The organism is Mycobacterium sp. NPDC050041, assembly GCF_049541695.1.
Lineage (GTDB): Bacteria > Actinomycetota > Actinomycetes > Mycobacteriales > Mycobacteriaceae > Mycobacterium.
The window spans coordinates 977523-1003557 of sequence record NZ_JBMVDG010000002.1 but is presented as its reverse complement, the minus strand read 5'-3'; the positions used below and the strand labels follow the sequence as shown (position 1 = coordinate 1003557).

The following is a 26035-nucleotide window of genomic DNA, read 5'->3' as shown; positions in this document are numbered from 1 at the left end:
TGCTCTGGTGACCGAGACCGCGGAGGCCGAACCGCAGGCGCCCCCGCAGGAGGAACCGCCGCCCGCCAAGCGACCGTGGTGGCTACGCCGTTACACGTTCTTCGGCACAGCCGTCGGGCTGGTGTTCCTGTGGTTCTCGATGACCCCGTCGCTGCTGCCCCGCGGACCGCTGTTCCAGGGCCTCGTCAGCGGCGGCGCAGGTGCATTCGGCTACGCGCTCGGTGTATTCGGGGTGTGGTTGGTCCGCTTCATGCTCTCCAGGAACACCAGCCCGCGCGCCCCGCTGTGGGCGTGGCTCGGGCTGCTCGTCGTCGGCGTGATCGGGACTGTGCTGATGATCGTGTACTTCCACGTGTGGCAGGACCAGGTCCGCGACCTGATGGGGGTGCCGCGGCTGGGATTCTGGGACCATCCGCTGACCGCGGTGCTGTCCATCGTGGTGCTGTTCGCCCTCGTGGAAATCGGCCAGCTCATCCGGAAGCTGATCCTGTTCCTGATGCGCCAGCTCGAACGCGTTGCCCCACCGCGGGTTTCGGCCGTCGTGGTGGTGGCCCTGCTGCTCGTGCTGACGATCGCGATCCTCAACGGCGTCGTCGTCCGCTTCGCGATGAGCACGATCAACAACACCTTCGAGGCGGTGAACGACGAAACCGACCCGGATTTCGCGGCGCCCACGTCGGCGCTGCAGTCCGGCGGGCCGCAGTCACTGGTGAGCTGGGAGTCGCTGGGCCACCAGGGCCGGGTGTTCGTTTCGGGCGCGACGACGACCGAGCGGCTCACACGGTTCAACGGCGCGCCGGCCGTCGAGCCGATCCGCGCCTACGCGGGCCTGAATTCCGCCGACGGCATCAAGGCCACCGCCGCACTCGCGGCGCAGGAACTGTTGCGCACCGGCGGCCTGGAACGTGAGGTGGTCGCGGTGGCCACCTCGACGGGCACCGGCTGGATCAACGGCGCCGAGGCCGCCGCGCTGGAGTACATGTTCAACGGCAACACCGCGATCGTGTCGATGCAGTACTCATTTCTGCCGAGCTGGCTGTCGTTCCTCGTCGACAAGGAGAACGCCCGCCAAGCCGGGCAGGCGCTGTTCGAAGCCGTTGACGGGCTCATCCGGGCGATGCCCGAAGCGCAGCGGCCCCGGCTGGTGGTGTTCGGTGAGAGCCTCGGCTCCTTCGGCGGCGAGGCGCCGTTCCTCGCGCTGAACAACCTCGTCGCCCGCACGGACGGCGCGCTGTTCAGCGGGCCGACGTTCAACAACACGATGTGGACCGACCTCACCCTCAACCGCGACGCCGTATCACCGGAGTGGCTGCCGATCTACGACAAGGGTGAGAACGTCCGGTTCGCCGCCCGGCCGGAGAACCTCGACCGGCCCGCCGATCCATGGGGTGTGCCGCGCGCGGTGTACCTGCAGCACGCCTCCGATCCGATCTCGTGGTGGAACCCGGAACTGCTGTTCGCCCGGCCCGACTGGCTCGAGGAACCGCCCGGTTACGACCGCACCCCGCGGATGAAGTGGATTCCGGTGGTGACGTTCCTGCAGGTGTCGGCCGACATGGCGGTGGCGATCGACGTGCCTGACGGACACGGCCATGTCTACGTCAGGGACGTCGCCAACGCCTGGGCGGCGATATTGCAGCCGCCGGGCTGGACGCCGGAGAAGACCGAGCGCCTGCGTCCGACGCTGCGTTCCGGCGAGAGCAGCTAACAAGATCGATCAACGATCGGCCGAGCAATTTTGCGCAAATGCCCTTATTTCCCGGGTCGAGGGCTATGTTCGCTGCATCGGCGTCAATTTGAGGAGCAATCATGACGCTTGTCTCAAGATCGATCTGCACCGGAATCGCGGTCGTCGGAATCAGTGCGCTTGTCGCATCGCCGACGGTGACGCCACCCGTGACGGAAACAGCCGCCGTGCGGTACGTGGCCGACGTCCGGCCCGCCGCGCAGACGAGCCAGTTCCCCGAACTGTACGAGTGGTGGCAGCAGACCTTCTGGCCCAGCGCGAACCGTCCGGTACCGCAGCCGCCGGTGACTGGGCCGGTGCCGACGCCGGGCTCGGTGGCCGGCAGTCTCGAAGCGGCGTATCACGCCATCGAGCCGTGGGTTCGGTACGGCTTCGAACTCGGCGAGTACGCCGTGGGATGGATCCCGTACGTCGGGTGGCTCGCACCCCAGGTGATGATCCTCTACAACTTCGGCGAGCGCATCGTCCATGCGATCGTCCACAACACGCTCGACTGGATCGACGGCGACGGCAACTTCTGGACGAATCTCGCCGAGGGTGTTTCGTGGAGCGTGGACGCGCTCATCCAGCTGGGAATCGACGAGCTGAACTTCTTCCTGCCGAATCTCCCTCCGCTTCCGCCGTTTCCCGGGTCGACGGAGTTCGCCGAGGGCTATGAGGCCTTCCGCACGTCGGCGCGGGAGTTCCTCCGCAATCTGTCCGATCTGCTTCCGTACCACGACGAGGAGCGGCCACCGGTGGGATCGACCACGTTGGTCGACGTGAGTCTGGCGAAGACCGAGGTGGTGCCGGAGGCGAAGGAAGACGTCGCTATCGATCCGGCCGAACCGACCGGGCCTGTGGTCGAGGCGCAACCCGGCAGCAGCATCGAAACCGTCGTGGACACAGTCACGCCGAAGCCGGCGGCTCCGGTCGATCCGCAACTCGAGACGGGCGCCGCCGTGGTCGATACCGCGACCGTCGACGTCGAACCCGCTGAGCCGACCTCGACGCCGAAGGCGGAAAAGCGGCTTCTGCGCCCATTCGGTGTGCTCCGCGAGATCAGGGGCAATCTGAAGCAGGCGAGGGACGAGCGTGGCGAGGCGACGGAGTCAACGTCGGAGACTCCGCGGAAGAGCCTTCGAACGCGAATCCAAGACCGCGTCGAGAAGGCCACGGACCAGATCCGGTCCAGGACCGATCGTGCGACATCGGACTCCGCTCCGGCCGCAGACCAGAAGAAAAAGAAGAACGAAGCCGACGCGGAGAGCTAGACGAGGACGCCTTCGGCCTTCAACGCGTGGTAGCCGCCGATGACGTCGGTCGACCGGTGCAGCCCGAGATCGAGCAGCGCAGCAGCGGCCAGGCTCGAGGTGTAGCCCTCCGAGCACAGCACCACCCACTCGACGTCGTCGTCGACGGCCTGGGCGATCTTCGCGTCACTGGTCGGGTCGCAGCGCCACTCCAGCACGTTGCGTTCGATCACCAGCGCGGCAGGCACCTCGCCCTCGCGCGCCCGTTGCGCCTGCGGGCGGATGTCCACCAGCAGGGCGCCACGCTCGAGCGCCACGGGCACGTCGCGCGCCGGCATCCGGTCGAGGCGCGATCGCGCACCCTCGAGAATGCGGTCGATACGGCTGGGCATGCTCATCCCTCCGGGTGTTCGGTGAGTTCGGTGCGGTTGCGCCGCAACGTCTGCCGTTCCGTGACCTCGTAGTACGACATCGCCGTCAGCGGCGGCGAATAGGCGTGCACGCTGAGCGTGGGCGTCGGCACCGGATCGGGCGCCCACACCACATCATGCACCCAGCCCAGCGGGAAGCCGGCCTGATCGCCCGCGGACAACCGACGGCGCCGCAACGCCTCGCCGTCCCAACGGGTTTCGGACAGCGACCCCGACACGACAGTGAGCGCACCGAGCGATCCGCCGTGGTCGTGCAGTTCGGTCGACCGGTCAGGCACCCAGCTGATCAGCCAGATGTCGAGTTCGTCGTCGCCGTACATGCGGGTGAACCAGCGGTCGTCGCGCGGAACGCCGCGGGCAGGCAGCAGGTGGTCGTAGCGGCCGCTGAGCACCTCGTCCGCGCCTGCGTCGGTGGCGTGCAGCAGGTCGGGCAGCCGGAGCCGGGTGGGCGCCGAGACGGCGGGGGCGACCGCGACGGGCGGCAGCGTGAGGGGACGCGTGGAAACCGCGGAAACCATGGAGGAGCTCCAAAGGGGTGTGACGGGACGGATCGGGGGCGGGCGTCAGGCCCGACAACACTCCAGACGGTCAGTCGTCTTCGTCACAGCGCCAAGTGTTCCACAGCCCGGGACCGCCCGGTAGACGCCGGCTTTAACCTCAGGGTGAATCTTGAAATGCGCTGGTCGGGTCGCGAGCGCCGGCGCGGCCGAAGCGGTGCAGACAGGTGTCGAAGCGTGGGTTCGACACCGCCTCCCGGGGGTAAAGTCGGGGTCGGGCCGTGGGGAGAAGCTGCAGGAGGCCTGCAATGAAGATCAGACATCTGGCGGTCGCCGCGGCTGCCTCGTTCGCGCCGTTGTTGTTCGTGACCGTCGCCACTCCCGGTGTGGGGAATGCCGCCGAATGCGGCCCCGGCACGGTGTACGACGCGCCGTCCAACTCATGTGTGGGCGCACCCCCGCCGCCGCCACCCCCGCCACCCCCGCCACCGCCGCCGCCGTGGAACGGCGACCCGACGCCCGGCTTCTCCATCGGGGTGTGCGCGCCGATCCCCTTCGTGTCGATCTGCACCGGCATCTGACGCGGGCGGCGGCGGGCCGCATCGCGCCGTTGCCTAGATTGAGCGGTATGCGCAGCTACCCCGCAGTGGTGATCGCGGCCGCCTGTGTCCTGGCCCTCGCCGGCTGTTCGTCGGGCTCCGACGACGCCGCCCCCGCCAGTTCGCCGCAGCCCGGCCCGTCGACGACGGCTACCTCGGAGACCCGGACGGCGGCGCCGGGCGCGCAGGAGGTGACGCCGGGCGGGGTGACCACCGCCGTCGGCTCGCCCGCGGAGTCCACCGAGGAGGAGTACTTCCAGGCGTGCAACGCCGCCAAGACGTGGATGACGGAGAAGGGCGGCGACCTCGCGTCGCAGATCGAGCCGTACCTCGGCGAACTGCAGCGCTCGGACTCGGCGGGACCCGGGACGTTCGGGACGCCGTGGTCGAAGCTGGCACCGCCGCGGCAGGCGGCGGTGATCGTCGCGGTCGAGGCGGCCGCCGGTGGGCTGTGCGGCTGACCGCGCCGATTCGAGAGGGCGCACAATAGCGCGATGAGCAAGCGGGTCGCTCTGGTGCTGGGCAGCGGCGGAGCCCGCGGCTACGCGCACATCGGGGTGATCGAGGAGTTGCGCGACCGCGGCTACGAGATCGTCGGAGTGTCGGGGTCGTCGATGGGTGCGCTCGTCGGCGGTCTGCACGCGGCGGGAAAGCTCGACGAGTACGCCGAGTGGGCGAAGGGCTTGACGCAGCGTGCGGTGCTTCGGCTGCTCGACCCGGCGATCACCGCCGCCGGAGTGCTGCGCGCCGAGAAGATCATCGACGCGGTCCGCGAGATCCTCGGCGAGGTGGCGATCGAGGACCTGCCGATCCCGTACACCGCGGTGACGACGGACCTGATCGCGGGCAAATCGGTGTGGTTGCAGCGCGGTCCGCTCGACGAGGCGATCCGCGCCTCCATCGCCATCCCCGGTGTGATCATGCCGTACGTGCTGGACGGCCGGTTGCTCGCCGACGGCGGCATCCTCGACCCGCTGCCGATGGCGCCGATCTCGGCCGTCAACGCCGACCTGACGATCGCGGTGAGCCTGAGCGGCAGCGAGTCCGGCGGGCGCGCCGAACCCGACGGCGACCAGTCCGGGGTCAACTCCGAATGGTTGAACCGCCTGCTGCGCAGCACATCCGCGCTGCTCGACACCAAGTCGGCCCGCACGGTGCTCGACACGCCGGCGGTGCGGTCGATGCTCAGCCGGTTCGGCACCACCGAAGACCCGGAGGACGGCACAGACGGCCAGGGCGGCATCGTCGAGGACACTCCGGACGGCGCAGCCGAGGACGGCTCCGACGAGGTGGACGACGTGGTGGTGCCCCGGCTCAGCAGCTTCGAGGTGATGAACCGCACCATCGACATCGCGCAGGCCGCGCTGGCCCGACACACGCTGGCCGGCTATCCGCCGGATCTGCTGATCGAGGTGCCGCGAACGGTCTGCCGCAGTCTCGACTTCCACCGCGCCGCCGAGGTCATCCAGGTCGGCCGGGAGCTGGCCGCGCACGCGCTCGACGAGCTGGAGGCGCCGGGGTTCACCCCGACGCTGACCCCCTAGCCGAGGTACGCCGCGATCTCGGCGGCCACCCGGCGGCCCTGCGTGCGCCCGGCATGGGCGGAGGGGACGCGACACGCCGGGTCGAGCGGGTTGGCGCCGAACGCCGCGAGCGCGTCGTCGTCGGCGAACACCCCGAGCACCCGGTCGCCCTGTGCGGCGATCTCTTCTGCGGCGCCACCACCGAACGGCGACGGCGAGTCCCGGCCGGACGGCACCAGCACCACGACGACGTCGCAGTCGTCGACGAATCGCAGGTTGATCGTGCTGCCGACGCCGCCGTCCATGTAGCGGCGGCCGTCGATGGTCACCGGCGGCCATGCGCCGGGCACAGCGCAACTGGCGGCCACGGCGTCGACGAGGCCGACACCGGCGGACCGGTCGAACGCCACGAGTTCGCCGGTCGCCGTGTCGATCGCGGGGATCCGCAGCACCCGGTCGGGCCACTCGTGCGATAGCAGCCGGGCGGCGATGACGTCGCGCCGCACCCGCTCGTCGACTGTCGGGGTGGACACCGCGATCTCACCGATCCGCTGCAGCTTCTCTGTGGTGGTCAACCCGGGCTGTGCCATCGCGCCGACGAACAGTTCGACGATGCCGTCGATTCCGACGGCCGGACTCAGTTCCGCCGACGCCGTGGCCAATTGACGGTCGAACAGCGCGTCGAGGCTCGTGCCGCTGCTGATCTGCGCGGCGACCGTCGATCCGGCCGAGGTGCCCAGCAGCACATCGGCGTCGAGAAGTGCCTGCGCCGTGGACGGCGACCTGTCGGCGATGCCCCGCAGAATGCCGGTCTCCCAGGCGATGCCCGCGATCCCGCCGCCGGCGAGGACCAGTGCCGTTTTCGTTGTCACGGGTCCCGAGTGTGCCAGCAGTCGCCTACCGTGAGTCGGATGGCCACCATGCGCGCTCAGCGCTTCTACGCCGACACCAGGACCGTCGCCGTGGAGGACGTCCCGATCCCTGAGCCTGGTCCGGGTGAGGTGCTGGTCAAGGTCGCCTTCTGCGGCATCTGCCATTCCGACCTGAGCCTGATCAACGGCACGTTTCCCTCGCAGCTGCCGGTGGTCACCCAGGGCCACGAGACGTCGGGCACCGTCGCGGCCATCGGGCCCGGCGTCACCGGCTGGGCGGAGGGCGACCGCGTGGTGGTGGCCGCGGGCAAGCCTTGTCTGGAATGCGTCAACTGCCGCCGCGGCGACATGTCGAACTGCCTGCGGATCAGGTTGATGGCGTTCGCCTACGACGGCGGCTGGGCCGAGTACACGGTGGCCCAGGCGTTCGGGCTGACGAGGATTCCCGACAACGTGCCCTTGGAGCAGGCCGCGATCCTGGCCGACGCCGTCTCCACGCCGTACGGAGCGGTGGTCCGGACGGCCGGGGTCGGTATCGGCGAGTCCGTCGGCGTATGGGGTGTCGGAGGATTGGGCACCCACATGATCCAGCTCGCCCGGCTGGTCGGCGCCGCGCCGATCGTCGCGGTCGACATCAAACCCGCCATCCTCGACAGGGCGCTGGCCGTCGGCGCCGACCATGCGTTCGACGCGCGCGACCCCGACCTCGCGGGCAAGATCGCCGAGGTCACCGGCGGGCGCAACCTCGACGTCGCGTTCGACGCGGTCGGCCTCGGGTCGACGTTCGAGCAGGCGCTGAACAGCCTCACCGTCGGCGGCAGGCTCGTCGGTGTCGGGATGAGCGCCGACGCTCCCACCATCGGTCCGACCTCGATCTTCAACCTGTTCAAGCGCCAGGTGCTCGGCCACCTCGGGTACCAGAACTCCGACATCGGCACACTGGCCCAACTGGTCTCACTCGGCCGGCTGGACCTGTCGCGCTCGATCAGTGCCGTCGTACCGCTGGAGGACGTGGCGCTCGGCATCGAGAAGCTCGAGAACGCCGACGGCGATCCGATCCGAATCCTGGTGCAGCCGTAGCTCGTCGGCTCAGCGCAGCCGCGGCGCCGCCTTGGCGCTGATCAACGGCAGATCGAGATAGGTGGCGACGCCCGGTGCGGCCGCACACACCGCGGGGACGGAGTTCACGCAGTGCGCCGCGGTGGCCACGATGCCGTTGTTGCACTCCAAGCCTTCCGCCACGCTCTCGGGCTGAAAGCCCTTGATGGTGACCGCGAAGTCCGGGTTGCCCTTCGCCTCCATCTCGTAACGCTCGCCGGCCGGTCCGAAATCCCATGGTGGATCGAGGTTTTCCTGTCCCATCAGCCAGTTGACGGTGACCCGGACGACGACCTCGTCGCCGACGAGAGCCTCCCAGTGGAACCTGCGGCCCGCGACCTGGCCGGGTTCGATGGCGCCCATCGGGGAGTCGATGGGCGCGGTCGCGACGGCGATCTCCTGGGTGGCGCGGATCTGCGGGTCGGCGTTGAAGCCCATGGTGTCGACGATCATCTTCACCGACTGGATGAAACCGCCGTCGAGCAGCTTCTGCATCGGCCCGGTGAGTGCCTTCTCGGGGGTGTCGCCGAAACCCATCACGTAGCGCAGCACGTCCGGCGCGTCGTAGGTGCGCAGGTCCGAGAACTCCTCGGCGCGAACGAATGTCACTCCGGTCGACATGATCGACATCATCAGCGGGAACTTGTCGCTGATGCCGCCGGGCGCAATACCGGTGCCGTGCAGCGTGACACCGCCCTCGACGGCGGCGGTGCGCAGCGGTGTGCTCTCCTTCTCCCCGGGGTAGAACCAGCCGACCGGGGTGACGACGTTCTTGCCCGAACGCAGCAGCGCCTCGACCTCCTGGGGGTTGGGCAGCAGCGGCGCGTAGATCACCGCGTCGGCGTCAAGAGCCAGGATCTCCTCGACACTGTTGGTCGCGGCGATGCCGATCGGGTCGACACCGACCAGCTCCCCGACGTCGCGTCCGGCCTTGTCGGGCGAGTGCACCCAGCAGCCGGCAAGCTCCAGATCGGGGTGCTCGAGCACGCCCTTGATCGCAGCCACACCGACTCCGCCCGTCGCCCACTGCACGACCCGTAGGCCCACGTCACCCTCCTTGTCGGCGAATTAGAACGCGTTCTATTGTGGTCTACACCACTTGCGGTGATAAGCGAAGGGCCACAGCCATGCCTGAGAAAGTGTTCGTCGTCGGCGTCGGGATGACGAAGTTCGAGAAGCCCGGCCGCCGCGAGGGGTGGGACTACCCGCAGATGGCCAAGGAGTCGGGCACCAAGGCGCTCGAGGACGCCGGCATCGACTACTCCGAGGTGCAGCAGGGTTACGTCGGCTACTGCAGTGGCGATTCCACGTCGGGCAACCGCGCGCTCTACGAGCTGGGCATGACCGGCATCCCGGTGGTCAACGTCAACAACAACTGCTCGACCGGTTCGACGGCACTGTTCCTGGCCGCCCAGACGATTCGAGGCGGCCTGGCCGACTGCACGATCGCGCTCGGCTTCGAGAAGATGCAGCCCGGCGCGCTGGCCGGCGGCGCCGAGGATCGCGAGTCACCATTGGGCCGCCACATCAAGGCGCTGGCCGAGATCGAGGAGTTCGCGTTCCCCGTGGCGCCGTGGATGTTCGCCGCCGCGGGCCGCGAGCACATGCGTCAACACGGCTCAACCGCAGAGCATTTCGCGAAGATCGGATACAAGAACCACAAGCACTCGGTGAACAATCCTTACGCGCAGTTCCAGGAGGAGTACAGCCTCGACGACATCCTCGGCGCGCGGATGATCTCTGATCCGGTGACCAAGCTGCAGTGCTCCCCCACCTCCGACGGTTCGGGCGCGGCGATCCTGGCCAGCGAGGCGTTCGTCGACAAGCACGGGCTGGCGGACCAAGCCGTGGAGATCGTCGGCCAGGCGATGACCACCGATTTCGAGTCGACGTTCGACGGCAGCGCCAAGAACGTCATCGGCTACGACATGAACGTGCAGGCGGCGCGCCAGGTCTACGACCAGTCCGGTCTCGGCCCCAGCGACTTCCAGGTGATCGAGCTGCACGACTGCTTCTCGGCCAACGAACTGCTGCTCTACGAGGCGCTCGGCCTGTGCGGCGAGGGCGAGGCGCCGAAGCTGATCGACAACAACGACACCACCTACGGCGGCCGCTGGGTGGTCAACCCGTCGGGCGGGCTGATCTCCAAGGGTCATCCGCTGGGTGCCACCGGACTGGCGCAGTGCGCGGAGTTGACGTGGCAGCTGCGCGGCACCGCCGACAGGCGTCAGGTCGACAACGTGACGGCGGCGCTGCAGCACAACATCGGGCTCGGCGGCGCGGCCGTCGTCACGGCCTACCAGCGCGCCGAGCGGTAGTCACCTTCCAGCGTGAGCAGACGCAAATTGCCCGTTAACGACGGCGTGTCGCAACGATTTGCGTCTGCTCGCCAGAGAAGCGTCAGTCCCGCAGTTCGATGACGTCGTAGGCGCCGTCGGCGTGGCGGGCGCGGATGGTCTTCTTGTCGTACTTGCCGACGCTGGTGCGCGGCACCTCGTCGACGAAGGTCCAGCGTTCCGGTAGCCACCAGCGGACGACCTTGTCGGCGAGGAATTCCCGTAGTTCGGCGGGGTCGGCGGCCGCGCCCTCGTTGAGCACCACCGCCGCCAGCGGGCGCTCCTGCCAGCGTTCGTCGGGCACGCCGACGACGGCTGCCTCGAGCACCGCTTCGTGGGCGATCAGGTGGTTTTCGAGTTCGACCGACGAGATCCACTCGCCGCCGGACTTGATGACGTCCTTCGCCCGGTCGGTGAGCGTGACGAAGCCCTGCGGATCGACGCGGCCGACGTCGCCCGTACGCAGCCAGCCGTCGTCGAATTTCTCCGCGTCGCGGCCGCGGTAGTAGCCGCCGGTGATCCACGGCCCGCGGACCTCGATCTCGCCGACCGCCTTGCCGTCGTGCGGCAACGGGTTGCCCTCGTCGTCGACGATCCGCACCTCGACCCCGCACGCCGGGCGGCCCTGCGACGCGCGCTGCGTCCACCGCTCGTCGTCGCTCACGCCGGGGGTCGGGTGCGCCACGGTCGCCAGCGGTGACGTCTCGGTCATCCCCCACGCCTGCACGATCTGCACGCCGAGCCGCTCGTAGGCCCGCATCAGCGACACGGGTACCGCCGATCCGCCGCTGGTGATCAGTCGCAGCGAGGAGATGTCATGGCCAGGAGACGCTTCGATCCGGTGCAGGATGTCGTTCCAGATGGTCGGCACCGCGCCGGCCACCGTGGGCCGTTGCGACTCGATGACGTCGATCAGCGACGCGGCGTCCATGAAACGGTCGGGCAGCACCAGGTCGGCGCCGGCCATCAGCGCCGCGTACGGCAAACCCCAGGCGTTGGCGTGGAACATCGGCACGATCGGCAGCACCGAGTCGCTGCAGCCGATGCCCGACGCGTTGGCGGTGCAGGCGTTCATGGAGTGCAGGTAGCTCGAGCGGTGGCTGTAGACAACGCCTTTCGGGTTGCCGGTGGTGCCGCTGGTGTAGCACATGGCTGCCGCCGAGGTCTCGTCGATCTCCGGCCAGTCGAAGACCGGACGTTCGCCTGCGACGACATCGGCGTAGCGCAGCACCCTCATGTGCGGCGAATCGAGCGGATCGAGGTCACCGTCGCCGACGGCGATCACGGTGTGCACCGTGTCCAGCAGCGGCAGCACGGGCGCCAGCTGGGCCACCAGCGAGACGTCGGCGATGATCACCTTGTCCTCGGCCTCGTTGGCGATGAACGCGATCTGTTCGGGCGACAGCCGGATGTTGAGGGTGTGCAGCACCGCCCCCATCGACGGCACCGCCAGGTAGGCGGCCAGGTGTTCGGCGTTGTTCCACATGAACGTGCCGACGCGTTCGTCGCCGCTGACACCGATCCTCCGCAGCGCGTTGGCCAGGCGCGCGGCCTGGTCGCCGAGTTCGCGGTAGCTCGTCGTGCGGTAGCCGCCCCCGCCGGTGGCAGTGGTGACGGCGCGGTCGCCGTTGACGGTCGCGGCGTGCCGCATGATCGCCGCGATCGTCAACGGACAGTCCTGCATGGTGCTGTGCATCGGACGCCTCCCCTTCGGTTGGGCGCGATGCTAATGCCGGCGCGGCGGTGGAGTCCGTCGATTGGTGCTGTCGAACGTCCGGCGTCAGGAACGTTTGGGCTTCCGCCGGCGATGTATTCAGAGGATGGTTGAGGTGAACCAGGAGGTTCGGTCATGAATGCGAAGACAGCACTGGGCGCTGCGACGCTGGCGATGTGTGGGGTGCTGGCCGTACCCGCTGGTCTGGCATCGGCCGAGGAAACGGCGCTGGAGACCATCACCCGCTATGAGGACGCCGGTTACACGGTCAACATCGACCGGGTCGGTTCCGCACCGCTCGACCAATGCACCGTCACCGGGATCCGCAATCCCCAACAGACCACACGGCTGGTACCCAACAACGGTCAGTACCGATGGTGGGACGACGACTACGACGACAGGTTGATCGAGGTCGTCGTCCGCAGTATCTCGGTGTCGCTGAACTGCTCGCGCTGAACCGATCGCTCAACGTGAGCAGTCCACCGAGACGGTGATCGTCTGGCGTCGGTTGTTGCCGGTGGCGAACGGGTTGTCGCCGTCCTCGTCGCGCAGGACGAATCCGGTCTGCCTGCGCGGGTTCCTGATGTCGGTGACGACGCACTCGTCGATCGGAGCGCTGCCCAACCGGTTGACCCTCACGTCGAAACCCTGTGCTTCGAGAACGGCGATGGTCTGGCTCGCCGATTCGGCGGCCGCCTCGGCCACCGTCCCCGGTGCGAGGATCGCCGCGCAGGCCGCGGCCGCGATGCCGGTGGTGATCAACAGGTAGGTCTTCATGGTCGTGCCCTTCATTCGTCGTTGTGCTTCAGGAGGCTCGACGGGCGAGGCACCGAAAAGGTTCACCGCACGAAAAAGCCCGGCCGAACGTGTCGGCCGGGCTCTTCGCGTCTCGGTCAGGCGGTGACGGTCTGCCGCGTGTCGGCGTGATCGTCGTCGACCATGGTGAGTTCGTCGAACGGATCCTCGCCGCGCAGAACGGAGTCGACCCTGCCCTTGTCGATCGTGTGGGTCCACGAACCGACGAGGATGGTGGCGACGGCGTTGCCGGAGAAGTTGGTCAGCGCGCGGGCCTCGGACATGAACCGGTCGATCCCGACGATCAGGCCCACCCCGTCGAGCAGGTCCGGGCGGTGCGCCTGCAGGCCGCCGGCCAGGGTGGCCAGGCCGGCGCCGGTGACACCGGCCGCACCCTTGGACGCGACGATCATGAACACCAGCAGTCCGATCTGTTCGGTGACCGACAGCGGGTCGCCGAGCGCTCCGGCGATGAACAGCGAGGCCATCGTCAGGTAGATCGCGGTGCCGTCCAGGTTGAACGAGTAGCCGGTCGGGACAACGACTCCCACGGTGGTGCGGTCGACGCCGAGGTGCTCCATCTTGGCGATCAGTCGCGGCAGCGCCGATTCCGACGACGACGTCGACACGATCAGCAGGTACTCGCGGGCCAGGTAGCGCACCAGCTTGAAGATGGACACGCCGGACACCACGCGGAGAATGACGCCGAGCACACCGAACACGAAGATGATGCAGGTGATGTAGAAGCCGAGCATGAGGCCGAGCAGCTGCGTGACCGCGGACCAGCCGGTCTGGCCGACGACGTTGGCGATGGCGCCGAACGCGCCGATCGGGGCCAGCCACAGGATCATCACCAGGACCTTGAACACCAGCTTCTGCAGCGAAGCGATGGCCCGCAGTGCCGGCTCGCCCGCGGTGCCCATGCCCTGCAGCGCGAACCCGACCAGCAGGGCGACGAACAGCGCCTGCAGCACGCTGCCTTCGGTCAACGAGGAGAACAGCGTCTCGGGGATGATGCCCTGGACGAAGTCGAGCATGCCGCCCGATTCGTGCGCCTTCTCGGCCAGCTCCGCACCCTTCCCTGCTGAGCTCTCGGACAGGTTCAGCCCGCTGCCGGGATGCAGGATGTTGCCGACCACCAGGCCGATGGCGAGGGCGAAGGTGGACATCGCGAGGAAGTAGACGAACGCCAGCCCGCCGACCTTGCCGACGGTGGCGGCCTTGCGTACCGACCCGATGCCCAGCACGATCGTGCAGAAGATGACGGGGGCGATCATCATCTTGATCAGGTCGACGAACATCGTGCCCAGCACGCCGACGCTCTTGCCGACCTCGGGGGCGAGCAGGCCCACCACCACACCGGCCAGCACCGCGACGACGACGGCGATGTACAGCCAGTGCGTGCGGTCGCGGCGCTTGGGCGGTGCAGGCGTGGGATCGGGTTGCGACGGCGGGGGCGGGTCCAGGGTCACGCTCATGGCTCTTCTCCAAGGTCGACAGTGAATGTGATCTGCAAGTAGGTTCGGCGAGGACGTGAGCCAGGTCACGCTTTAGTTCATTAAGTGCAGCGGGAGGCGGTGGGGTGGTCGACGGCACGGACGGCGCCGACGGGCAGGTGATGACGCCGGACGGCCGCACCCTGAGCTATCTCGACGTGGGAGACCCAGGCGGGCCCCTGGTGCTACACAACCACGGCGGGCCCAGCAGCAGGCTCGAGGCGCGCCTGTTCGCCGACGCGGCGGCGGCCCGAGGCTTGCGGCTCGTCTGCGTCGACCGTCCCGGCTTCGGGCGCTCCACCCGGCAGCGCCACCGCACCTACCGCGGCTGGACCGAGGACCTGATCACTGTCGCCGACGCACTCGGCCGCCACGAGTTCGGCGTGACGGGCTGGTCGGAGGGCGGCCCGTGGGCACTGGCCGCCGCGGCCTACCTCGATGCCGGACGGCTGCGGCACGTCAGCAGCCTCGCCCCGGGCAGCTACGGCGCCTTCGGCGACAACTGGGCGGCCGGCCGGCTGTCGAGAGCCGACGCGTTCGGCGGCACCCTGGCGCTGCGCTTCCGGCCCGGCTTCCACCTGATGTACGCGGCGGTCGGGTTCACCGCCACCCGGTTCCCGCGCAGCTACCTCAACGAAGTGCGCAAGGCCGTCAACGATTACGACCGAGAGGTCCTGCAGCAGGCCGACAACGCGGCCGTGTTCGCCCGCGCGGGTGCAGAGTGCTTCGCGCAGGGCAGTGAGGGTCTGGTCCGCGACGCCGATCTGCTGTACCGGCAGTGGGCGTTCGACGTGACGGCGATCGAACGCCCGGTGCATCTGTGGCAGGGGCTCGACGACCGATTGGTGCCTGCGTCGATCAACGAGACGGTCGCCGAGCGGATGCCCGGCGCCGTGTGGCATCCGGTGGCGGAGGCCGGCCACTTCGTGGCCGTCGGCTGCGCGGACGAGGTGTTCGCCATCGCCGCAGCGGATCTCGGCGCGGATTAGGCGGCGCCCGGTGCGGTGGAGGGCCTGGCCGCGGTCGCTGGCCGGTCAGGCGATCGCGATGCAGATCGTGGTGATCGCCGTGATCGTGCTGGCCGGCAGCGTGCTCGCGCTGCTCGACGCGCGCCGCGACGGCGACGAGGCCGCGCGCCAGCAGGTGGTCGCCATCGCCGCCGCGCTGGCCGACGCACCGTCGACGGCGTCGGCGATCGAATCCGGCACGGCGACAGCGACTCTGCAGCCGGTCACCGAGGCGGTCCGGATGCACACCGACATCGCGTTCATCACCATCATGGCCCCCGACGGCATCCGTTACACCCACACCGATCCCCGCCAGATCGGCGGGCGCTACCTCGGCACGACGGAGCCGGCACTGCGCGGCGAGACGTTCAGCGAGGTGTACACCGGCACCCTGGGTCCGTCGATCCGGGCGGTCGCGCCGGTGCGCAACGGCTCCGGCGAGATCGTCGGGCTGGTCTCGGCCGGGATCACCCAGCAGACCCTCGCGCAACGGTGGCGCGGCCAGGTCCCGACGATCGTCGCGCTGAGTGTTGCGGCGCTGGCGGTGTCGTCGGTCGGGCTGTTCCTGATCCGGCGCCGCCTGCTCCGGCAGACCCACGGGCTGCGGCCCGACGAACTGCGGGTGATGTACGAGCATCACGATGCGATCCTGCATTCGGTGTCGGAGGGCCTGATCGTGCTCGACCGCAATGGCGTCGCGCTGGTCAACGACGAGGCCCGCCGATTGCTCGGGCTGCCACCCGGCCCGGTGGACGCCTCGGCGCTGCCCGCCTTCCTGCGCGCCCACGATCCGGGCGTACGCGACGAGGTGCACGTCACCGACGAACGGGTGCTGGTGGTGAACCGGTCACGTGTCGCCGACTCGGACTCCGAGGTGGTGACGGTCCGTGACCGCACCGAATTGCAGGGCGCGCTGGGCGAACTCAGTTCCCTGCAGGTGCTCGCCGACTCGTTGCGCGCGCAGGCGCACGAAGCCGCCAACAAGCTGCACACCGTCGTCACGATGGTGGAGATGGGCAGGCCCGAGGACGCGGTGACGTTCGCGACCCGCGAGTTGGAGCTGTCCCAGCGCCTCGTCGACCGTCTCTCGGAGGCCGTCGGCGAGCCGGCGCTGGTGGCGCTCCTGCTGGGTAAGACCGCGCAGGCCGACGAGCGGGGCATCGCACTGACCGTCACTGAGGACACCCACCTGCCGTCGGACGCCGACGACGTGCCGCTGAGCGGTCAGGAGATGGTCACCGTGCTGGGCAATCTGGTGGACAACGCGATGGACGCGTGCGACCGCGACGACCCGTGGGTGGAGGTGACCGTGACCCTGGACGACGACACCCTGCTGCTGCGGGTGGCCGACAGCGGGTCCGGGATGGACACGCAGACGTTCCGGCGGGCGATGCAGCGCGGGTATTCGACGAAGTCCGGCACCGACGCCGGCCAGCACGGCCTCGGCCTCGCGTTGGTGGCGCAGGTGGTCAACCGTCATCGGGGCACGCTGACCGCCGACGTCACCTACGGTTCGGTGGTGACGGTGACCGTGCCGCGGGAGGCGCCGTGATCTCGGTGCTGATCGTCGAGGACGACCCGTTGATCGCCGAGGCGCATCAGGTGTATCTCGGCCGGCTGCCCGGATTCACCACGGCGGCCGTCGCGCACACCGCACGCGACGGCATGCGGTTGGCGGCCGAGGCGGCGGCGTCGGACAGTCCGATCGACCTCGTGCTGCTCGACATCGGCCTGCCCGATGCGAGCGGGATCTCGCTGGCGTCAGCGCTTTCGGGGTTGCGGCCCGCGCCCGACATCATCGCGATCACGTCGGAACGGGATCTGGAGATGGTGCGCGCGGCGGTGTCCCACGGCGCACTGGCGTACCTGCTCAAGCCCTTCACCTTCGCCGCGTTCCGCGACCGCCTCGAGCGCTATCGCCGCTACCGCGACGCGCTGCCCGCGGGTACCGATGCGGCCAGTCAGGTGGAGGTCGACCGCGCGCTGGCCGAACTGCGCATCGCCACCGACAGGTCGGTGACACCCAAGGGTGCGGCGGCGGGCACCACCGATGAGATCGCCCGCGTCGTCCGCGACGCCGCCGAAGGTCTGACGGCCGACGAGGTGGCCCGGCAGATCGGGGTGTCACGGGTGACGGCGTGGCGCTACCTCGAGCGGCTCGCGGACGACGGCACCGTCACCCGCACCACCGACTACGGCAAGGCCGGCCGCCCCAAGACCCGTTACGAGTGGGGCTGACCCCGGTCAGACCGCGACGAGTTCGCGCGCCTGCGCCGGGATGCGGTCGGTGGCCGCGGTATGGGAGTACACCAGCGGCTGCATCGCCGCGACGGCGAACGCGGTCACGGTGCCTGCGTAATCGGCGACGTAGAGCCGGCTGCCGTCGACGCTGAGCGCGATGCACGACGGGCGAGCTGCCACCTGCACGGTGTGAAGCACCTCGTTGGTCCGCGTGCAGAGCACGGCGACGTGGTTGTAGTCGACGACGTACGCCCGGCTGCCGTCGGCGCTGAGCGCGAGCTGCACCGGTGCGCGGCCGATCTCGACGGTGTCGGTCACCCTGTTCGTCGACAGGTCGACGATCTCGATCGCGCCGCCGAGGGTGCGGTGAGACGTGAGCACGTGAGCGGTGCCGTCCTCGCCGAGCGCGAGGTCACGAATGGGGGCGCCGATCCTGATCGTCGCCACGATCTGGGTGGTCTCCACGTCGACCACCAGGAGGCGACTGCCTTCGCTGTCGGAAGCCGCGACGTACAGACGCTTGCCTGCCGCGTCGACCCGCAGCGCGTCGACGTTGATCCCGGGGCCGGTGGCCAGGTCGATGGTGCCCGCCCGCTCCGCCGTGGTGTCGATGACGGCGACGTCGACGTGGTCGTAGCCGGTGCGGCCCGCGAAGACCTTCTTGCCGTCGGGGCTGACCGCGATTGCTGTGACGCCGAACGCCAGCGGGTATTCGGCCAGCACCGAGGCGCCGACCGTGTCGATCACCGCGACGCCGTCCGTGGTCGACGACATCGTCGTCACGTATGCGCGGTCACCGGTCGCCGCTACGGCGAACGGTTCCCCCGGCGCGCGGACAAGAGCCGTGACGGCCGCCGCATCGGCGTCGAGGACCGACACCGCCCGCACGCCGAGGTGCGTCGCGACGACCGCTCCGCTGTCGGGATCGACGGTCAGATCGCCGATGGGTCGGCCGATCGCCACCGATCCGATGACGGTGAGGTCATGGTCGGTGGTGATGACGTCGTCTAACGGCTCGTCGTGGGCGGCGCGGCTTGCGCGGGTGAAGATATTTGCCATGGTGTTGGGCACCTCCGCCGGCATGGCTGTGCGCCGGCTCTCGATTGCAGCTGTCTCTGCGCCTCCTGGGCGCGGTCCCGGTCGAGTGTAGCGACGTGAATTGGGCGCATTAGTCACCGACTTCACGCGATCGCGGCAGTAACGTTCTTTACTCTCAGACCATGCTTAAGAAACCGATCGTTATCGAGTTGTTACCCTTCCTCAGCGAATCGTTGGTGGCACCTCCAGCTGCTGGGTTAGCGCCACAGCAATTCTTGCTTGATCAATTTGTTCGAGCACGCGACTAAGGATTTCTTAGTTTCGACCGGTGAAGTGAGGGCCAAATCACAGCCTGCGCACCCAGCAAACTGCTGACAGGGACCGCCACTGTTCTGGTCGGCGCCGTGGACGTCGTCCGGACGACGCCGGACCGCGGTCGCGGGTGTTCGCTGGACGATCGGCGGGCAGGTCAGACCCCCGCGTCTGCCGCCGAGGGTGCGCGTACTTCGGGGACGATCCGCAGCCGGAGGGCGGCCGCCGTGGCCGGTCCGACCACACCATCGACGACGAGGTCAGGCGTTCGTCGCTGGAATTCTCTGACCGCTGCCTCGGTCTGTTCGCCGTACACGCCGTCGACCACCAGGTGACCCCCGTAGGCGGCATAGCCGTACTTCAGTCGGCGTTGCAGTTCGGCGACCTGTGCGCCCGTCGAACCCCGAAACAGCAGGATGTCGGCGTATCGACCGATCGGCACACCCGGCTTGGGCGTCGGCGCCGGCGAGGGCACCACGCCGATGCGCGCCTGCACGTCGCGGCGGAGCAGGTGCATGTCGATGGCTCCGGGATCCCACTTGCCCTGCGCCCGGCCCGCGTACTCCTTGTGGCCGATGGTGCGGTCCGCCGTCTGCGCCAGCCGCCGGTTGATCGCGGCACAGCAACGGACCAGGGCGGAGTACTGCGCGTCGGGCCAGTTCGTGCGGTGCGGCGCGGACGGGCCGGTGCCGCTGTTGGCGCACTCGATACCGATCGTGTGCCAATTGCCCATGTTGGTCGGCAGCCACGGGTACATCCCGACACCCGCATGCCACGCCACGCCCGCGGCGACGACCGTGACGGTGCCGTCGCGGGCGATGTGCAGCTGTGACAGCGCACCGGGCAGATCGGGCCGTCCGCGCGCGATGGACCCGGCATCGGCACTGTCCGAGCCCGTGTGGTGAACCATCACGCCGCGGATGTCCCGGAAGTCACCGTGCCCGCGCGATCGCCAACCGGGGTATTCGACCGGGTGCACACCTTCGCCACGCAACACGTCAACCAGCCACACCGGGTCACCGGTCCGGGAAGTCTGAGGCATCGGTACGAATCTACCGGGGCGATTGAGCTGTCCTGCAGCCGAATTGCCCGCCGGGGCTCACTGCAGGAAGCGGTGCGGCGAGTCGAGCAGTAGCAGGTCGGGGAAGGCGAATGCCGGGACGCCGAGTAGCGCGGCGAGCTGCCTGGCGTACCCACGGGCGATCGTCAGGCCGTCGTGCTGCTCGTCGAAGGTCCCGGTGAGGTCGACGGCGATGCGGCAGCCGAAGGTGTCGGTGACCGAACGGTCGTCGACGACCGCCTCGAGCACACCGTCGGGCAGCGGCAGTTCGGTCACCGCCGCACGCACCGCGGCTGGACTGGCCGCCATGTCGACGTAGACCGATGCGAAAGCCTCCACCGGCCCATGATCCCCGCTGCCGGGCCAACCCACACGTCGATAACCCTGTCGCTACGCCGTGTTCACCCGCCGGCCACATCGCGCCGAATTCGTGCGCGGCGACACTTCCGCCGCCGTTCGCCGACCCGAAACCTCGCAGCGGTAGCTTCGCCGAGTGTGATGCTCGCGGCGGGCCCGGAGTTCCTCGATCCGATGTACTGGCTCGGCGAGGGCGGACTGTTCGCGTCGGCGATCGTCGCCGGCGTCATGGTCATCGTGTTCGTCGAATGCGGGCTGTTCGTTCCCTTCCTGCCCGGCGACACCCTGTTGTTCACTGCCGGAGTGATCGCCGCACAGGCAGCGGCCGACGTCAGCATCTGGACACTGATGCCGTGCGCCACCGCGGCCGCGATCGCGGGCAGCCAATGCAGCTATCTCGTCGGGCGGCGGATCGGGCCGAGCCTGTACGAACGCCCGGATTCCCGGATCTACAAGCGGCGATACCTGGCGGAGTCCCACGACTTCTTCGCCAGATACGGTTCGAAGATCCTCACCATCACACCGTTCATCGGCGTGGTCCGCACCTTCACGCCCGTGGTGGCCGGGATCTCTGGGATGCGCCATGCGGTGTTCACGACTTTCAACGCGATCGGTTGCGTCATCTGGGGATTCGGTTTGCCGGCGGTCGGATACCACCTCGGCACCGTCGCCTTCGTCTCGCGGCACCTCGAACTGCTGGTGCTGGCGATCGCCTGCCTGTCGTCGCTGCCGGTGATCGTCTCGGTCACCCGGGTGGTGCTGGCGCGACGTCGCCGCGCCGCCGACCCCGATGCCGGCTCACTTCCTGCAGACGTCGGGTGAGTCACCGCGCGGGGGCGCGCCGGCGGGCAGGGTGTAGTTGACGACCACGGTGGCGTCGACGGGGCCGTCGTTGTCGACGCGATGCGGGACCCCGGCCGGGATGAACACCGCCTGGCCCTGGCCGTACCGCACGACGGCGCAGCCGGGTGCCTGCTGCAGCGCGACGCTGCCCGCGGTGATGACCGAGAACTCCGTCCCTTCGTGGGTGTGCCAGCCGCTGTCCGCCCCCGGTTTGAGCACGAGATTCTGCACGATCAACGTCGTCGGCCTGCCGGCCTCGGTGACGATGGACACGGGCGCGTCGGTGACGCCCTTGGCCAGGTCGGTGCGGACCACGTCACCTTCAGGCGGAGTGGCCGCCGCCGAGGCGCTGAACGCCGCGCCGCAGCCGATCGCACCGATCGTCACTGCGCAAAGTCGTTGGATCTTCATGCTTTCCTCTCCCCCGGAACGTGCGAAGAATCGTAAAGCAGTTCCCCGGCTGAGGACTAGATCCGACCGGCGGCGAAGGATGCGGCCTGGTTCACCAGGCCGTTTCGGGCATATGCCGTGTGTGCGCCCATGTCCCAGCCACCCTGGAAGCAGATCGGGTCGTTGGGCACGCACAGGTCGATGAGCTTGCCGGCGTAGGCCGGTGCGATGACCGGTGACGGACCAGCCGACAGACTGTCGGCGAATGTGCTTCTGGGCCCGCCGAAATCGGCCACCGCGGCGACATGGTCGGCCACCTCGGGCGGCAGTTCGCCTGTGGCCATGTCGATGACCGCCGCGCCCTGGGAGTACCCGCCGAGCACCATCCTGGTGTTCGGGCAGCTCGCCGCCGTCGCCCGGATGTGGTCGACGGCGTCGCGGGCGCCCGCGGGTGTGCTGGAGTCGAAGTCGTTGCTCGCCGGGTAGTTCACCGGGTAGACGCCGAGCGAACGGGGTCCGAGTTGCGAGCGCAGCGCCTCGACGAATGCCCCGCCGGTGCCGCCCACTCCGGGTGGCTCCGTGGTGCCGCGGGCGAAGACCACCTCCACGTCCGGGCACGGCGCGGCGACCGCTGTGGGCGCGACGGTGGAAGTCAGCGCAAGCACGGCAGCCGGCGCCAACACGTATCCGAGAATCCGGGGCTTCGAGTTCATGCTGATATGTCGCGTAATGCGGGCGAAATGTGACAGTTCTTGCGAAATCCACAATAGGCGAGCGCTTCTGGCGGGCGTACGCTTCCCACATGATGGGAACGATCATCGCCATCGGCGTTGTCGCGGTGGTGATCGCCGTGGTGATCGCCGTCTATCGGTTTCTCGCCCGCAGAGGTGCAGGCGATTCCGGCGATTCGGGATTCTGGGGTGCCGGTAGCGGCGACCACGGTGGTCACGGCGGAAGCGGCTGCGGTGGCGGCGGCGGCGCGAGTAGTGGCGGCGGGGGCGGCGGCTGTGGCGGCGGCGGCGCGAGTAGTGGCGGCGGCGGGTGTGGCGGCGGCGGAGATTGAGCCGGCGCACATCAGCGGCTGACGTGTGCTCCGGCGTCGCGTGGTAGCCGAAGCGTCTCGACGAGCGTGACGGCCAGCACCGCCCCGAGCACCAGATATGTCGTCTGGTAGGACGCGAGAAGGCTGAGCAGCAATGCCGCGACGGCGATTCCGAGCCCGGCGGCGAGCTCCTGGACCGACGCGTTCAGCGTGTTCCCGTGGGTGAGGTCGTCGCCTTCGACGTCGGAGAAGGCCAGCGTGGCATAGGCCGTGAAGCCGATCGAGCGCAGCGCGCCACTGATGAACAGGATCAGCGCGATCACCGCGACGGGGAGTCCGGGTTGCATCGTCGCCAACACTGCGAACCAGCCGACCGAGGCGATTCCGTTGACCAACAGCACCTGTCGGATACCGAATCTGCGCATCAGCGGAGTGGTCGCGGGCTTGATGCCGAGATTGCCGGCGAACAATGCGGCGACCATGAGACCGGCGGCGACCGGCGACCACCCGAAGGCGAGCTGGAACTGCAGCGGCAGCAGGAACGGCACCGCGGTGATCACCATGCGGTAAAGCGATCCGGCTGTCACGGTGACCCGCAACGTCTGCACGCGCAATACCGCGAGTCGCACCAGCGGCTCCGATACATGCAGAAGATGGCGCAGCGCCCAACCCAGCAGCACCACGGCCGCCGCACCGCCGATCCCGACGAACCACCAGTCGGTTCCGCTCACTCGGATGTGTTCGAGGGAGATCAGCGCAGTCGCGATTCCCGCACCGATGATCAGCATGCCGCGCCAGTCCAGCGACCTCGACGACGACGTCGGGCCGCCCCGGACGAGGCGCAGCGCCAACACGAATCCGGCGATGCCGATCGGGATGTTGATCAGGAAGATCCATCGCCACGAGCCGTAGGTCGCGATGGCGCCGCCAAGCGCCGGCGCCAGCACCGGCGCCGTGAGCGCGGGCCAGGTGAGCAGCGCGATCGCCCGTACCCGGTCGGCCTTGCCGGACCGGCGCAGCACCGCCAGCCGACCCACCGGCACCATCATCGCGCCGCCGACCCCCTGCAGCACCCGCATGCCGACGAGCATGGGCAGGGTCGTGCTGACTGCACACCCGACGGAGGCCACCGTGAACACCGCGATGGCGGTGATGAACACCCGCCGCACGCCGAACCGGTCGGCCATCCATCCGGTGGCGGGGATGAGTACGGCGACCGTCACCATGTAGGCCGAGATGGCGACGTTGACGTCGACGGCCGCGACGCCGAACGAGTCGGCGATCAGCGGGATGGCCGGAGCGATGATGGTGGCGTCGAGGATCTCCATGAAGAACGCGCCGGCCACCAGCAGGGCCATCCCACGCGGGAACTCGGACGGCGTGGACATCGCGGTCAACATAGTGGGTGTGCCGGGGCGCAGCGAGCCGATTCGCGGTCCGGGTCCGCCCGGTCACCGTCGACGCGGTGCGATTGTCCGCGCTCAGCCGGCCGCGCGACGCGGTGTCGTCGGCGCGGCCGCGTTTCAGTTCTCGGTGAACTTATGTGCTGCGCCCCTTACCGTGGGCGCGTGAGTGGCTTCTACTGCATGGTGATCCCGACCGATCCGAGGTGGGCGCCAGACGATCCGCACGAGTCGGCTGCCGTGGCGCTGTTCGCCGATCAGATGTACCCGGATTCGGGCCACCGCGAAGTGAAGGCCGACCGTTCAGATGGCGTGACACTCTTCACCGGTGGGGTGAATCTCGAGCGCCTGGTGTGTCCCCGTTGCGCTGAGGTGCTCGGCCAACCCGTAGGGCCGGTGTCGATGGAGTGGTTCGTCGAACAACTCGACCGATGCCACACCGAGCAGGACGGCTACTGGCCGCTCGAGGTCGTCGCGCCGTGCTGCGGGGCAGAGATCTCGCTCAACGACCTCAACGATGAGTCCGCCGACGCGACGATGGGCTTCGCGCTGTGGTCGATGGAGGCCTACAGACCTCAGACGGACAACCTCGGTGGTGAGGAACAGCAACAGCTCGAGGCGGTGCTCGGCCATCCCGTCCGGGTCATCTGGGTCCGGATCTGAACGGCTACAGGAGAACCCGTCACCAGCGGTAGTCGAGGAACTTCCCGTCGAAGGTGACCACCACCCGGTCACCGTCGGGGTGTGGCCGCCGCCCGAACTCGATGTTGAAGTTGATGGCGCTCATGATGCCGTCGCCGAACTCCTCGTGGATCAACTCCTTGAGCGCGGGTCCGTAGACGGCGAGGGCCTCCTGGAACCGGTAGATCGTCGGGTCGGCGAGCGCCGCCGGGTCGATGCCGCGGCTGGGTTGACGCTGAAGGCTTTCCGACACCGATGAGTCGAGTTCGAGCAGCGCGCAGATCGTGTCGGCCTGTGCGGCCTGCATCGGGTGCTGGCCGAGCAGCGCGGCCACCGTCCAGACCAGGGGCGCGTCGATCTCCGCGGCGACGTCCGCCCAGCTGAGTTTCTTGCGGATACGGGCCGCCACCACGAGTTCGGCCGCCTCGGACTTCGGCATGATCGGTGTCACGAGCGCGCCCCGTTCGTTTCGAGCGCCGCGGCGACCTGCGCGGGCACATCGGGCACGACGGTGCGGGGCGCCGCAGTGCGCGCATGGGTCGCGAACAGCGTGAGTCCGACGAACGTCACACCACCGACGATGTTGCCCGCGATCGTCGGGATCTCGTTCCAGATCAGGTAATCGCCGATCGAGAAGTCACCGCCCAGCATCAGCCCGGACGGGAACAGGAACATGTTGACCACGGAGTGTTCGAAACCCATGTAGAAGAACAGCATGATCGGCATCCACATCGCGATGACCTTGCCCGAGACGCTGGTCGACATCATCGCCGCAACCACTCCGGTGGACACCATCCAGTTGCACAGCACCGCGCGGATGAACAGGGTGAGCATCCCAGCGGCGCCGTGTGCGGCATACCCGACGGTCCGGCTGTGACCGATCTCGCCGAGTTGCTGCCCGACGGCGTTGGGATCCACGCTGAAGCCGTAGGTGAAGACGATCGCCATCAGCAGAGCGACCAGCAGTGCCCCGCCGAGATTGCCCAGGAACACCAGGCCCCAATTGCGGAACATCGCCCTGACGGTCACGCCGCGGCGCTTGTCCAGCAACGCCAGCGGCACCAGCGTGAACACGCCTGTGACGAGGTCGAATCCCATCAGGTAGAGCAGGCAGAAACCGACCGGGAAGAGCACCGCGCCGAGCAACGGATTGCCGGTCTGGACGGTGATGGAGACGGCGAATGCAGCCGACAGCGCGAGCACCGCGCCCGCCATGAAGGCGCGGATGAGGGTGTCCCGAGTGGACATCAGCGCCTTGGTTTCTCCGGCTTCGATCATCTTGCCGACGAAGTCGGGCGGACTGACATAGGACATGACTGAC

At 68.7% G+C, this 26035-nt stretch carries 29 protein-coding genes; 14 read left to right on the top strand and 15 right to left on the bottom strand.

Features of this window, described 5'->3' with window-relative positions; translation table 11 throughout:
* The first annotated feature begins 7 nt into the window (after positions 1-7).
* Positions 8-1708 (top strand): alpha/beta hydrolase, encoded by a 1701-nt coding sequence (locus ACPCHZ_RS10270; protein WP_423484613.1) that lies wholly within the window; start codon positions 8-10, stop codon positions 1706-1708.
* A 188-nt stretch (positions 1709-1896) separates the two neighbouring features.
* Positions 1897-3000 carry a hypothetical protein gene (locus ACPCHZ_RS10265; protein ID WP_423484612.1) on the top strand — a complete coding sequence of 368 codons (1104 nt, stop codon included), beginning with the start codon at positions 1897-1899 and terminating at the stop codon, positions 2998-3000.
* On the opposite strand, the gene ACPCHZ_RS10260 is transcribed toward ACPCHZ_RS10265, so the two are convergent.
* Positions 2997-3371 carry a rhodanese-like domain-containing protein gene (locus ACPCHZ_RS10260; protein ID WP_423484611.1) on the bottom strand — a complete coding sequence of 125 codons (375 nt, stop codon included), beginning with the start codon at positions 3369-3371 and terminating at the stop codon, positions 2997-2999. The genes ACPCHZ_RS10265 and ACPCHZ_RS10260 overlap by 4 nt on opposite strands.
* A gap of 2 nt (positions 3372-3373) precedes the next feature.
* A complete protein-coding gene (locus tag ACPCHZ_RS10255) occupies positions 3374-3928 on the bottom strand; it encodes a cysteine dioxygenase (protein ID WP_364974640.1) in 555 nt (184 codons plus the stop codon).
* Positions 3929-4215: 287 nt separating this feature from the next.
* Here ACPCHZ_RS10255 and ACPCHZ_RS10250 point away from each other — a divergent pair, with 287 nt between their 5' ends.
* Genes ACPCHZ_RS10250 through ACPCHZ_RS10240 form a run of 3 tightly spaced genes read left to right on the top strand, consistent with a single transcriptional unit; the run spans position 4216 to position 6050 of the window.
* The gene (locus ACPCHZ_RS10250; RefSeq protein ID WP_423484610.1) at positions 4216-4488 is read left to right on the top strand and encodes a hypothetical protein; all 273 of its coding nucleotides are present in this window, start codon (positions 4216-4218) and stop codon (positions 4486-4488) included.
* Between the two features lie 47 nt (positions 4489-4535).
* On the top strand, positions 4536-4967 hold the full coding sequence (lpqV, locus tag ACPCHZ_RS10245; protein ID WP_423484609.1) for a lipoprotein LpqV: 432 nt from the start codon (positions 4536-4538) through the stop codon (positions 4965-4967).
* Positions 4968-5000: 33 nt separating this feature from the next.
* Entirely contained in the window at positions 5001-6050 is a 1050-nt protein-coding gene (locus tag ACPCHZ_RS10240; RefSeq protein ID WP_423484608.1) for a patatin-like phospholipase family protein, read from the top strand.
* Here the strand turns inward: ACPCHZ_RS10240 and ACPCHZ_RS10235 are convergent.
* On the bottom strand, positions 6047-6901 hold the full coding sequence (locus tag ACPCHZ_RS10235; RefSeq protein ID WP_423484607.1) for a patatin-like phospholipase family protein: 855 nt from the start codon (positions 6899-6901) through the stop codon (positions 6047-6049). The two genes, ACPCHZ_RS10240 and ACPCHZ_RS10235, sit on opposite strands and share 4 nt — an antisense overlap.
* Before the next feature lie 39 nt (positions 6902-6940).
* Here ACPCHZ_RS10235 and ACPCHZ_RS10230 point away from each other — a divergent pair, with 39 nt between their 5' ends.
* Complete coding sequence (locus ACPCHZ_RS10230) at positions 6941-7981, top strand: zinc-binding dehydrogenase (protein WP_423484606.1); 1041 nt, start codon at positions 6941-6943, stop codon at positions 7979-7981.
* A gap of 9 nt (positions 7982-7990) precedes the next feature.
* Here ACPCHZ_RS10230 and ACPCHZ_RS10225 read toward each other — a convergent pair whose 3' ends face one another.
* On the bottom strand, positions 7991-9046 hold the full coding sequence (locus ACPCHZ_RS10225; protein WP_423484605.1) for a dihydrodipicolinate reductase: 1056 nt from the start codon (positions 9044-9046) through the stop codon (positions 7991-7993).
* Between the two features lie 80 nt (positions 9047-9126).
* On the opposite strand from ACPCHZ_RS10225, the gene ACPCHZ_RS10220 reads away from it, so the two are divergent.
* Entirely contained in the window at positions 9127-10317 is a 1191-nt protein-coding gene (locus tag ACPCHZ_RS10220; protein ID WP_423484604.1) for a lipid-transfer protein, read from the top strand.
* 82 nt (positions 10318-10399) lie between these two features.
* Here the strand turns inward: ACPCHZ_RS10220 and ACPCHZ_RS10215 are convergent, their stop codons facing one another.
* Positions 10400-12031 carry a long-chain fatty acid--CoA ligase gene (locus ACPCHZ_RS10215; protein ID WP_423484603.1) on the bottom strand — a complete coding sequence of 544 codons (1632 nt, stop codon included), beginning with the start codon at positions 12029-12031 and terminating at the stop codon, positions 10400-10402.
* 153 nt (positions 12032-12184) lie between these two features.
* Between ACPCHZ_RS10215 and ACPCHZ_RS10210 the strand changes: the two genes are divergently transcribed.
* Positions 12185-12505: a hypothetical protein gene (locus ACPCHZ_RS10210; protein WP_423484602.1), complete on the top strand. Its 321-nt coding sequence runs from the start codon at positions 12185-12187 to the stop codon at positions 12503-12505.
* A 9-nt stretch (positions 12506-12514) separates the two neighbouring features.
* Here ACPCHZ_RS10210 and ACPCHZ_RS10205 read toward each other — a convergent pair whose 3' ends face one another.
* Positions 12515-12841: a hypothetical protein gene (locus tag ACPCHZ_RS10205; RefSeq protein WP_423484601.1), complete on the bottom strand. Its 327-nt coding sequence runs from the start codon at positions 12839-12841 to the stop codon at positions 12515-12517.
* A 101-nt stretch (positions 12842-12942) separates the two neighbouring features.
* Positions 12943-14322 (bottom strand): cation:dicarboxylate symporter family transporter, encoded by a 1380-nt coding sequence (locus tag ACPCHZ_RS10200; protein ID WP_423484600.1) that lies wholly within the window; start codon positions 14320-14322, stop codon positions 12943-12945.
* 104 nt (positions 14323-14426) lie between these two features.
* On the opposite strand from ACPCHZ_RS10200, the gene ACPCHZ_RS10195 reads away from it, so the two are divergent.
* From ACPCHZ_RS10195 to ACPCHZ_RS10185, 3 genes are read left to right on the top strand one after another with little or no spacing between them, the layout of a single operon-like run.
* The gene (locus ACPCHZ_RS10195; protein WP_423484599.1) at positions 14427-15329 is read left to right on the top strand and encodes an alpha/beta fold hydrolase; all 903 of its coding nucleotides are present in this window, start codon (positions 14427-14429) and stop codon (positions 15327-15329) included.
* A 58-nt stretch (positions 15330-15387) separates the two neighbouring features.
* Positions 15388-16899, top strand: coding sequence for an ATP-binding protein (locus tag ACPCHZ_RS10190; RefSeq protein ID WP_423484707.1), 1512 nt, complete (start codon positions 15388-15390; stop codon positions 16897-16899).
* Complete coding sequence (locus tag ACPCHZ_RS10185) at positions 16896-17585, top strand: response regulator (protein ID WP_364974673.1); 690 nt, start codon at positions 16896-16898, stop codon at positions 17583-17585. Before ACPCHZ_RS10190 ends, ACPCHZ_RS10185 begins: the two co-directional genes overlap by 4 nt.
* A 6-nt stretch (positions 17586-17591) precedes the next feature.
* Here ACPCHZ_RS10185 and ACPCHZ_RS10180 read toward each other — a convergent pair whose 3' ends face one another.
* From ACPCHZ_RS10180 to ACPCHZ_RS10170, 3 genes are all read right to left on the bottom strand, one after another.
* Positions 17592-18647 carry a YncE family protein gene (locus ACPCHZ_RS10180; protein ID WP_423484598.1) on the bottom strand — a complete coding sequence of 352 codons (1056 nt, stop codon included), beginning with the start codon at positions 18645-18647 and terminating at the stop codon, positions 17592-17594.
* A gap of 448 nt (positions 18648-19095) precedes the next feature.
* Positions 19096-19980, bottom strand: coding sequence for a peptidoglycan recognition protein family protein (locus tag ACPCHZ_RS10175; RefSeq protein WP_423484597.1), 885 nt, complete (start codon positions 19978-19980; stop codon positions 19096-19098).
* A gap of 57 nt (positions 19981-20037) precedes the next feature.
* A complete protein-coding gene (locus tag ACPCHZ_RS10170; protein ID WP_364974679.1) occupies positions 20038-20337 on the bottom strand; it encodes a hypothetical protein in 300 nt (99 codons plus the stop codon).
* A 159-nt stretch (positions 20338-20496) separates the two neighbouring features.
* Between ACPCHZ_RS10170 and ACPCHZ_RS10165 the strand changes: the two genes are divergently transcribed.
* Positions 20497-21177: a DedA family protein gene (locus ACPCHZ_RS10165; protein ID WP_423484706.1), complete on the top strand. Its 681-nt coding sequence runs from the start codon at positions 20497-20499 to the stop codon at positions 21175-21177.
* Here the strand turns inward: ACPCHZ_RS10165 and ACPCHZ_RS10160 are convergent.
* Both ACPCHZ_RS10160 and ACPCHZ_RS10155 read right to left on the bottom strand, forming a co-directional pair.
* Positions 21154-21585, bottom strand: a complete 432-nt coding sequence (locus tag ACPCHZ_RS10160; RefSeq protein ID WP_423484596.1) for a cupin domain-containing protein — start codon at positions 21583-21585, stop codon at positions 21154-21156. The two genes, ACPCHZ_RS10165 and ACPCHZ_RS10160, sit on opposite strands and share 24 nt — an antisense overlap.
* A gap of 80 nt (positions 21586-21665) precedes the next feature.
* Positions 21666-22301 carry a cutinase family protein gene (locus ACPCHZ_RS10155; RefSeq protein ID WP_423484595.1) on the bottom strand — a complete coding sequence of 212 codons (636 nt, stop codon included), beginning with the start codon at positions 22299-22301 and terminating at the stop codon, positions 21666-21668.
* An 89-nt stretch (positions 22302-22390) separates the two neighbouring features.
* Between ACPCHZ_RS10155 and ACPCHZ_RS10150 the strand changes: the two genes are divergently transcribed.
* Positions 22391-22651 carry a hypothetical protein gene (locus tag ACPCHZ_RS10150; RefSeq protein ID WP_423484594.1) on the top strand — a complete coding sequence of 87 codons (261 nt, stop codon included), beginning with the start codon at positions 22391-22393 and terminating at the stop codon, positions 22649-22651.
* Positions 22652-22662: 11 nt separating this feature from the next.
* On the opposite strand, the gene ACPCHZ_RS10145 is transcribed toward ACPCHZ_RS10150, so the two are convergent.
* Positions 22663-23988 (bottom strand): MFS transporter, encoded by a 1326-nt coding sequence (locus ACPCHZ_RS10145; protein ID WP_423484705.1) that lies wholly within the window; start codon positions 23986-23988, stop codon positions 22663-22665.
* 210 nt (positions 23989-24198) lie between these two features.
* On the opposite strand from ACPCHZ_RS10145, the gene ACPCHZ_RS10140 reads away from it, so the two are divergent.
* Positions 24199-24696, top strand: a complete 498-nt coding sequence (locus ACPCHZ_RS10140; RefSeq protein ID WP_423484593.1) for a hypothetical protein — start codon at positions 24199-24201, stop codon at positions 24694-24696.
* A 19-nt stretch (positions 24697-24715) separates the two neighbouring features.
* Here ACPCHZ_RS10140 and cynS read toward each other — a convergent pair whose 3' ends face one another.
* On the bottom strand, positions 24716-25153 hold the full coding sequence (gene cynS / locus ACPCHZ_RS10135) for a cyanase (protein WP_364976691.1): 438 nt from the start codon (positions 25151-25153) through the stop codon (positions 24716-24718).
* A gap of 8 nt (positions 25154-25161) precedes the next feature.
* Positions 25162-26028, bottom strand: coding sequence for a formate/nitrite transporter family protein (locus tag ACPCHZ_RS10130; RefSeq protein WP_423484592.1), 867 nt, complete (start codon positions 26026-26028; stop codon positions 25162-25164).
* Between the last annotated feature and the right edge of the window lie 7 nt (positions 26029-26035).

What these genes read in the sequence shown, in the direction of transcription:
- ACPCHZ_RS10260 (WP_423484611.1), bottom strand. Translation starts at nt 3,371, where the DNA reads ATGCCCAGCCGTATCGACCGCATTCTCGAGGGTGCGCGATCGCGCCTC.
- ACPCHZ_RS10255 (WP_364974640.1), bottom strand. Translation starts at nt 3,928, where the DNA reads ATGGTTTCCGCGGTTTCCACGCGTCCCCTCACGCTGCCGCCCGTCGCG.
- ACPCHZ_RS10250 (WP_423484610.1), top strand. Translation starts at nt 4,216, where the DNA reads ATGAAGATCAGACATCTGGCGGTCGCCGCGGCTGCCTCGTTCGCGCCG.
- lpqV (WP_423484609.1), top strand. Translation starts at nt 4,536, where the DNA reads ATGCGCAGCTACCCCGCAGTGGTGATCGCGGCCGCCTGTGTCCTGGCC.
- ACPCHZ_RS10240 (WP_423484608.1), top strand. Translation starts at nt 5,001, where the DNA reads ATGAGCAAGCGGGTCGCTCTGGTGCTGGGCAGCGGCGGAGCCCGCGGC.
- ACPCHZ_RS10230 (WP_423484606.1), top strand. Translation starts at nt 6,941, where the DNA reads ATGGCCACCATGCGCGCTCAGCGCTTCTACGCCGACACCAGGACCGTC.
- ACPCHZ_RS10220 (WP_423484604.1), top strand. Translation starts at nt 9,127, where the DNA reads ATGCCTGAGAAAGTGTTCGTCGTCGGCGTCGGGATGACGAAGTTCGAG.
- ACPCHZ_RS10215 (WP_423484603.1), bottom strand. Translation starts at nt 12,031, where the DNA reads ATGCACAGCACCATGCAGGACTGTCCGTTGACGATCGCGGCGATCATG.
- ACPCHZ_RS10210 (WP_423484602.1), top strand. Translation starts at nt 12,185, where the DNA reads ATGAATGCGAAGACAGCACTGGGCGCTGCGACGCTGGCGATGTGTGGG.
- ACPCHZ_RS10205 (WP_423484601.1), bottom strand. Translation starts at nt 12,841, where the DNA reads ATGAAGGGCACGACCATGAAGACCTACCTGTTGATCACCACCGGCATC.
- ACPCHZ_RS10200 (WP_423484600.1), bottom strand. Translation starts at nt 14,322, where the DNA reads ATGAGCGTGACCCTGGACCCGCCCCCGCCGTCGCAACCCGATCCCACG.
- ACPCHZ_RS10190 (WP_423484707.1), top strand. Translation starts at nt 15,388, where the DNA reads ATGCAGATCGTGGTGATCGCCGTGATCGTGCTGGCCGGCAGCGTGCTC.
- ACPCHZ_RS10180 (WP_423484598.1), bottom strand. Translation starts at nt 18,647, where the DNA reads ATGGCAAATATCTTCACCCGCGCAAGCCGCGCCGCCCACGACGAGCCG.
- ACPCHZ_RS10175 (WP_423484597.1), bottom strand. Translation starts at nt 19,980, where the DNA reads ATGCCTCAGACTTCCCGGACCGGTGACCCGGTGTGGCTGGTTGACGTG.
- ACPCHZ_RS10165 (WP_423484706.1), top strand. Translation starts at nt 20,497, where the DNA reads ATGCTCGCGGCGGGCCCGGAGTTCCTCGATCCGATGTACTGGCTCGGC.
- ACPCHZ_RS10155 (WP_423484595.1), bottom strand. Translation starts at nt 22,301, where the DNA reads ATGAACTCGAAGCCCCGGATTCTCGGATACGTGTTGGCGCCGGCTGCC.
- ACPCHZ_RS10150 (WP_423484594.1), top strand. Translation starts at nt 22,391, where the DNA reads ATGATGGGAACGATCATCGCCATCGGCGTTGTCGCGGTGGTGATCGCC.
- ACPCHZ_RS10145 (WP_423484705.1), bottom strand. Translation starts at nt 23,988, where the DNA reads ATGGCCCTGCTGGTGGCCGGCGCGTTCTTCATGGAGATCCTCGACGCC.
- cynS (WP_364976691.1), bottom strand. Translation starts at nt 25,153, where the DNA reads ATGCCGAAGTCCGAGGCGGCCGAACTCGTGGTGGCGGCCCGTATCCGC.
- ACPCHZ_RS10130 (WP_423484592.1), bottom strand. Translation starts at nt 26,028, where the DNA reads ATGTCCTATGTCAGTCCGCCCGACTTCGTCGGCAAGATGATCGAAGCC.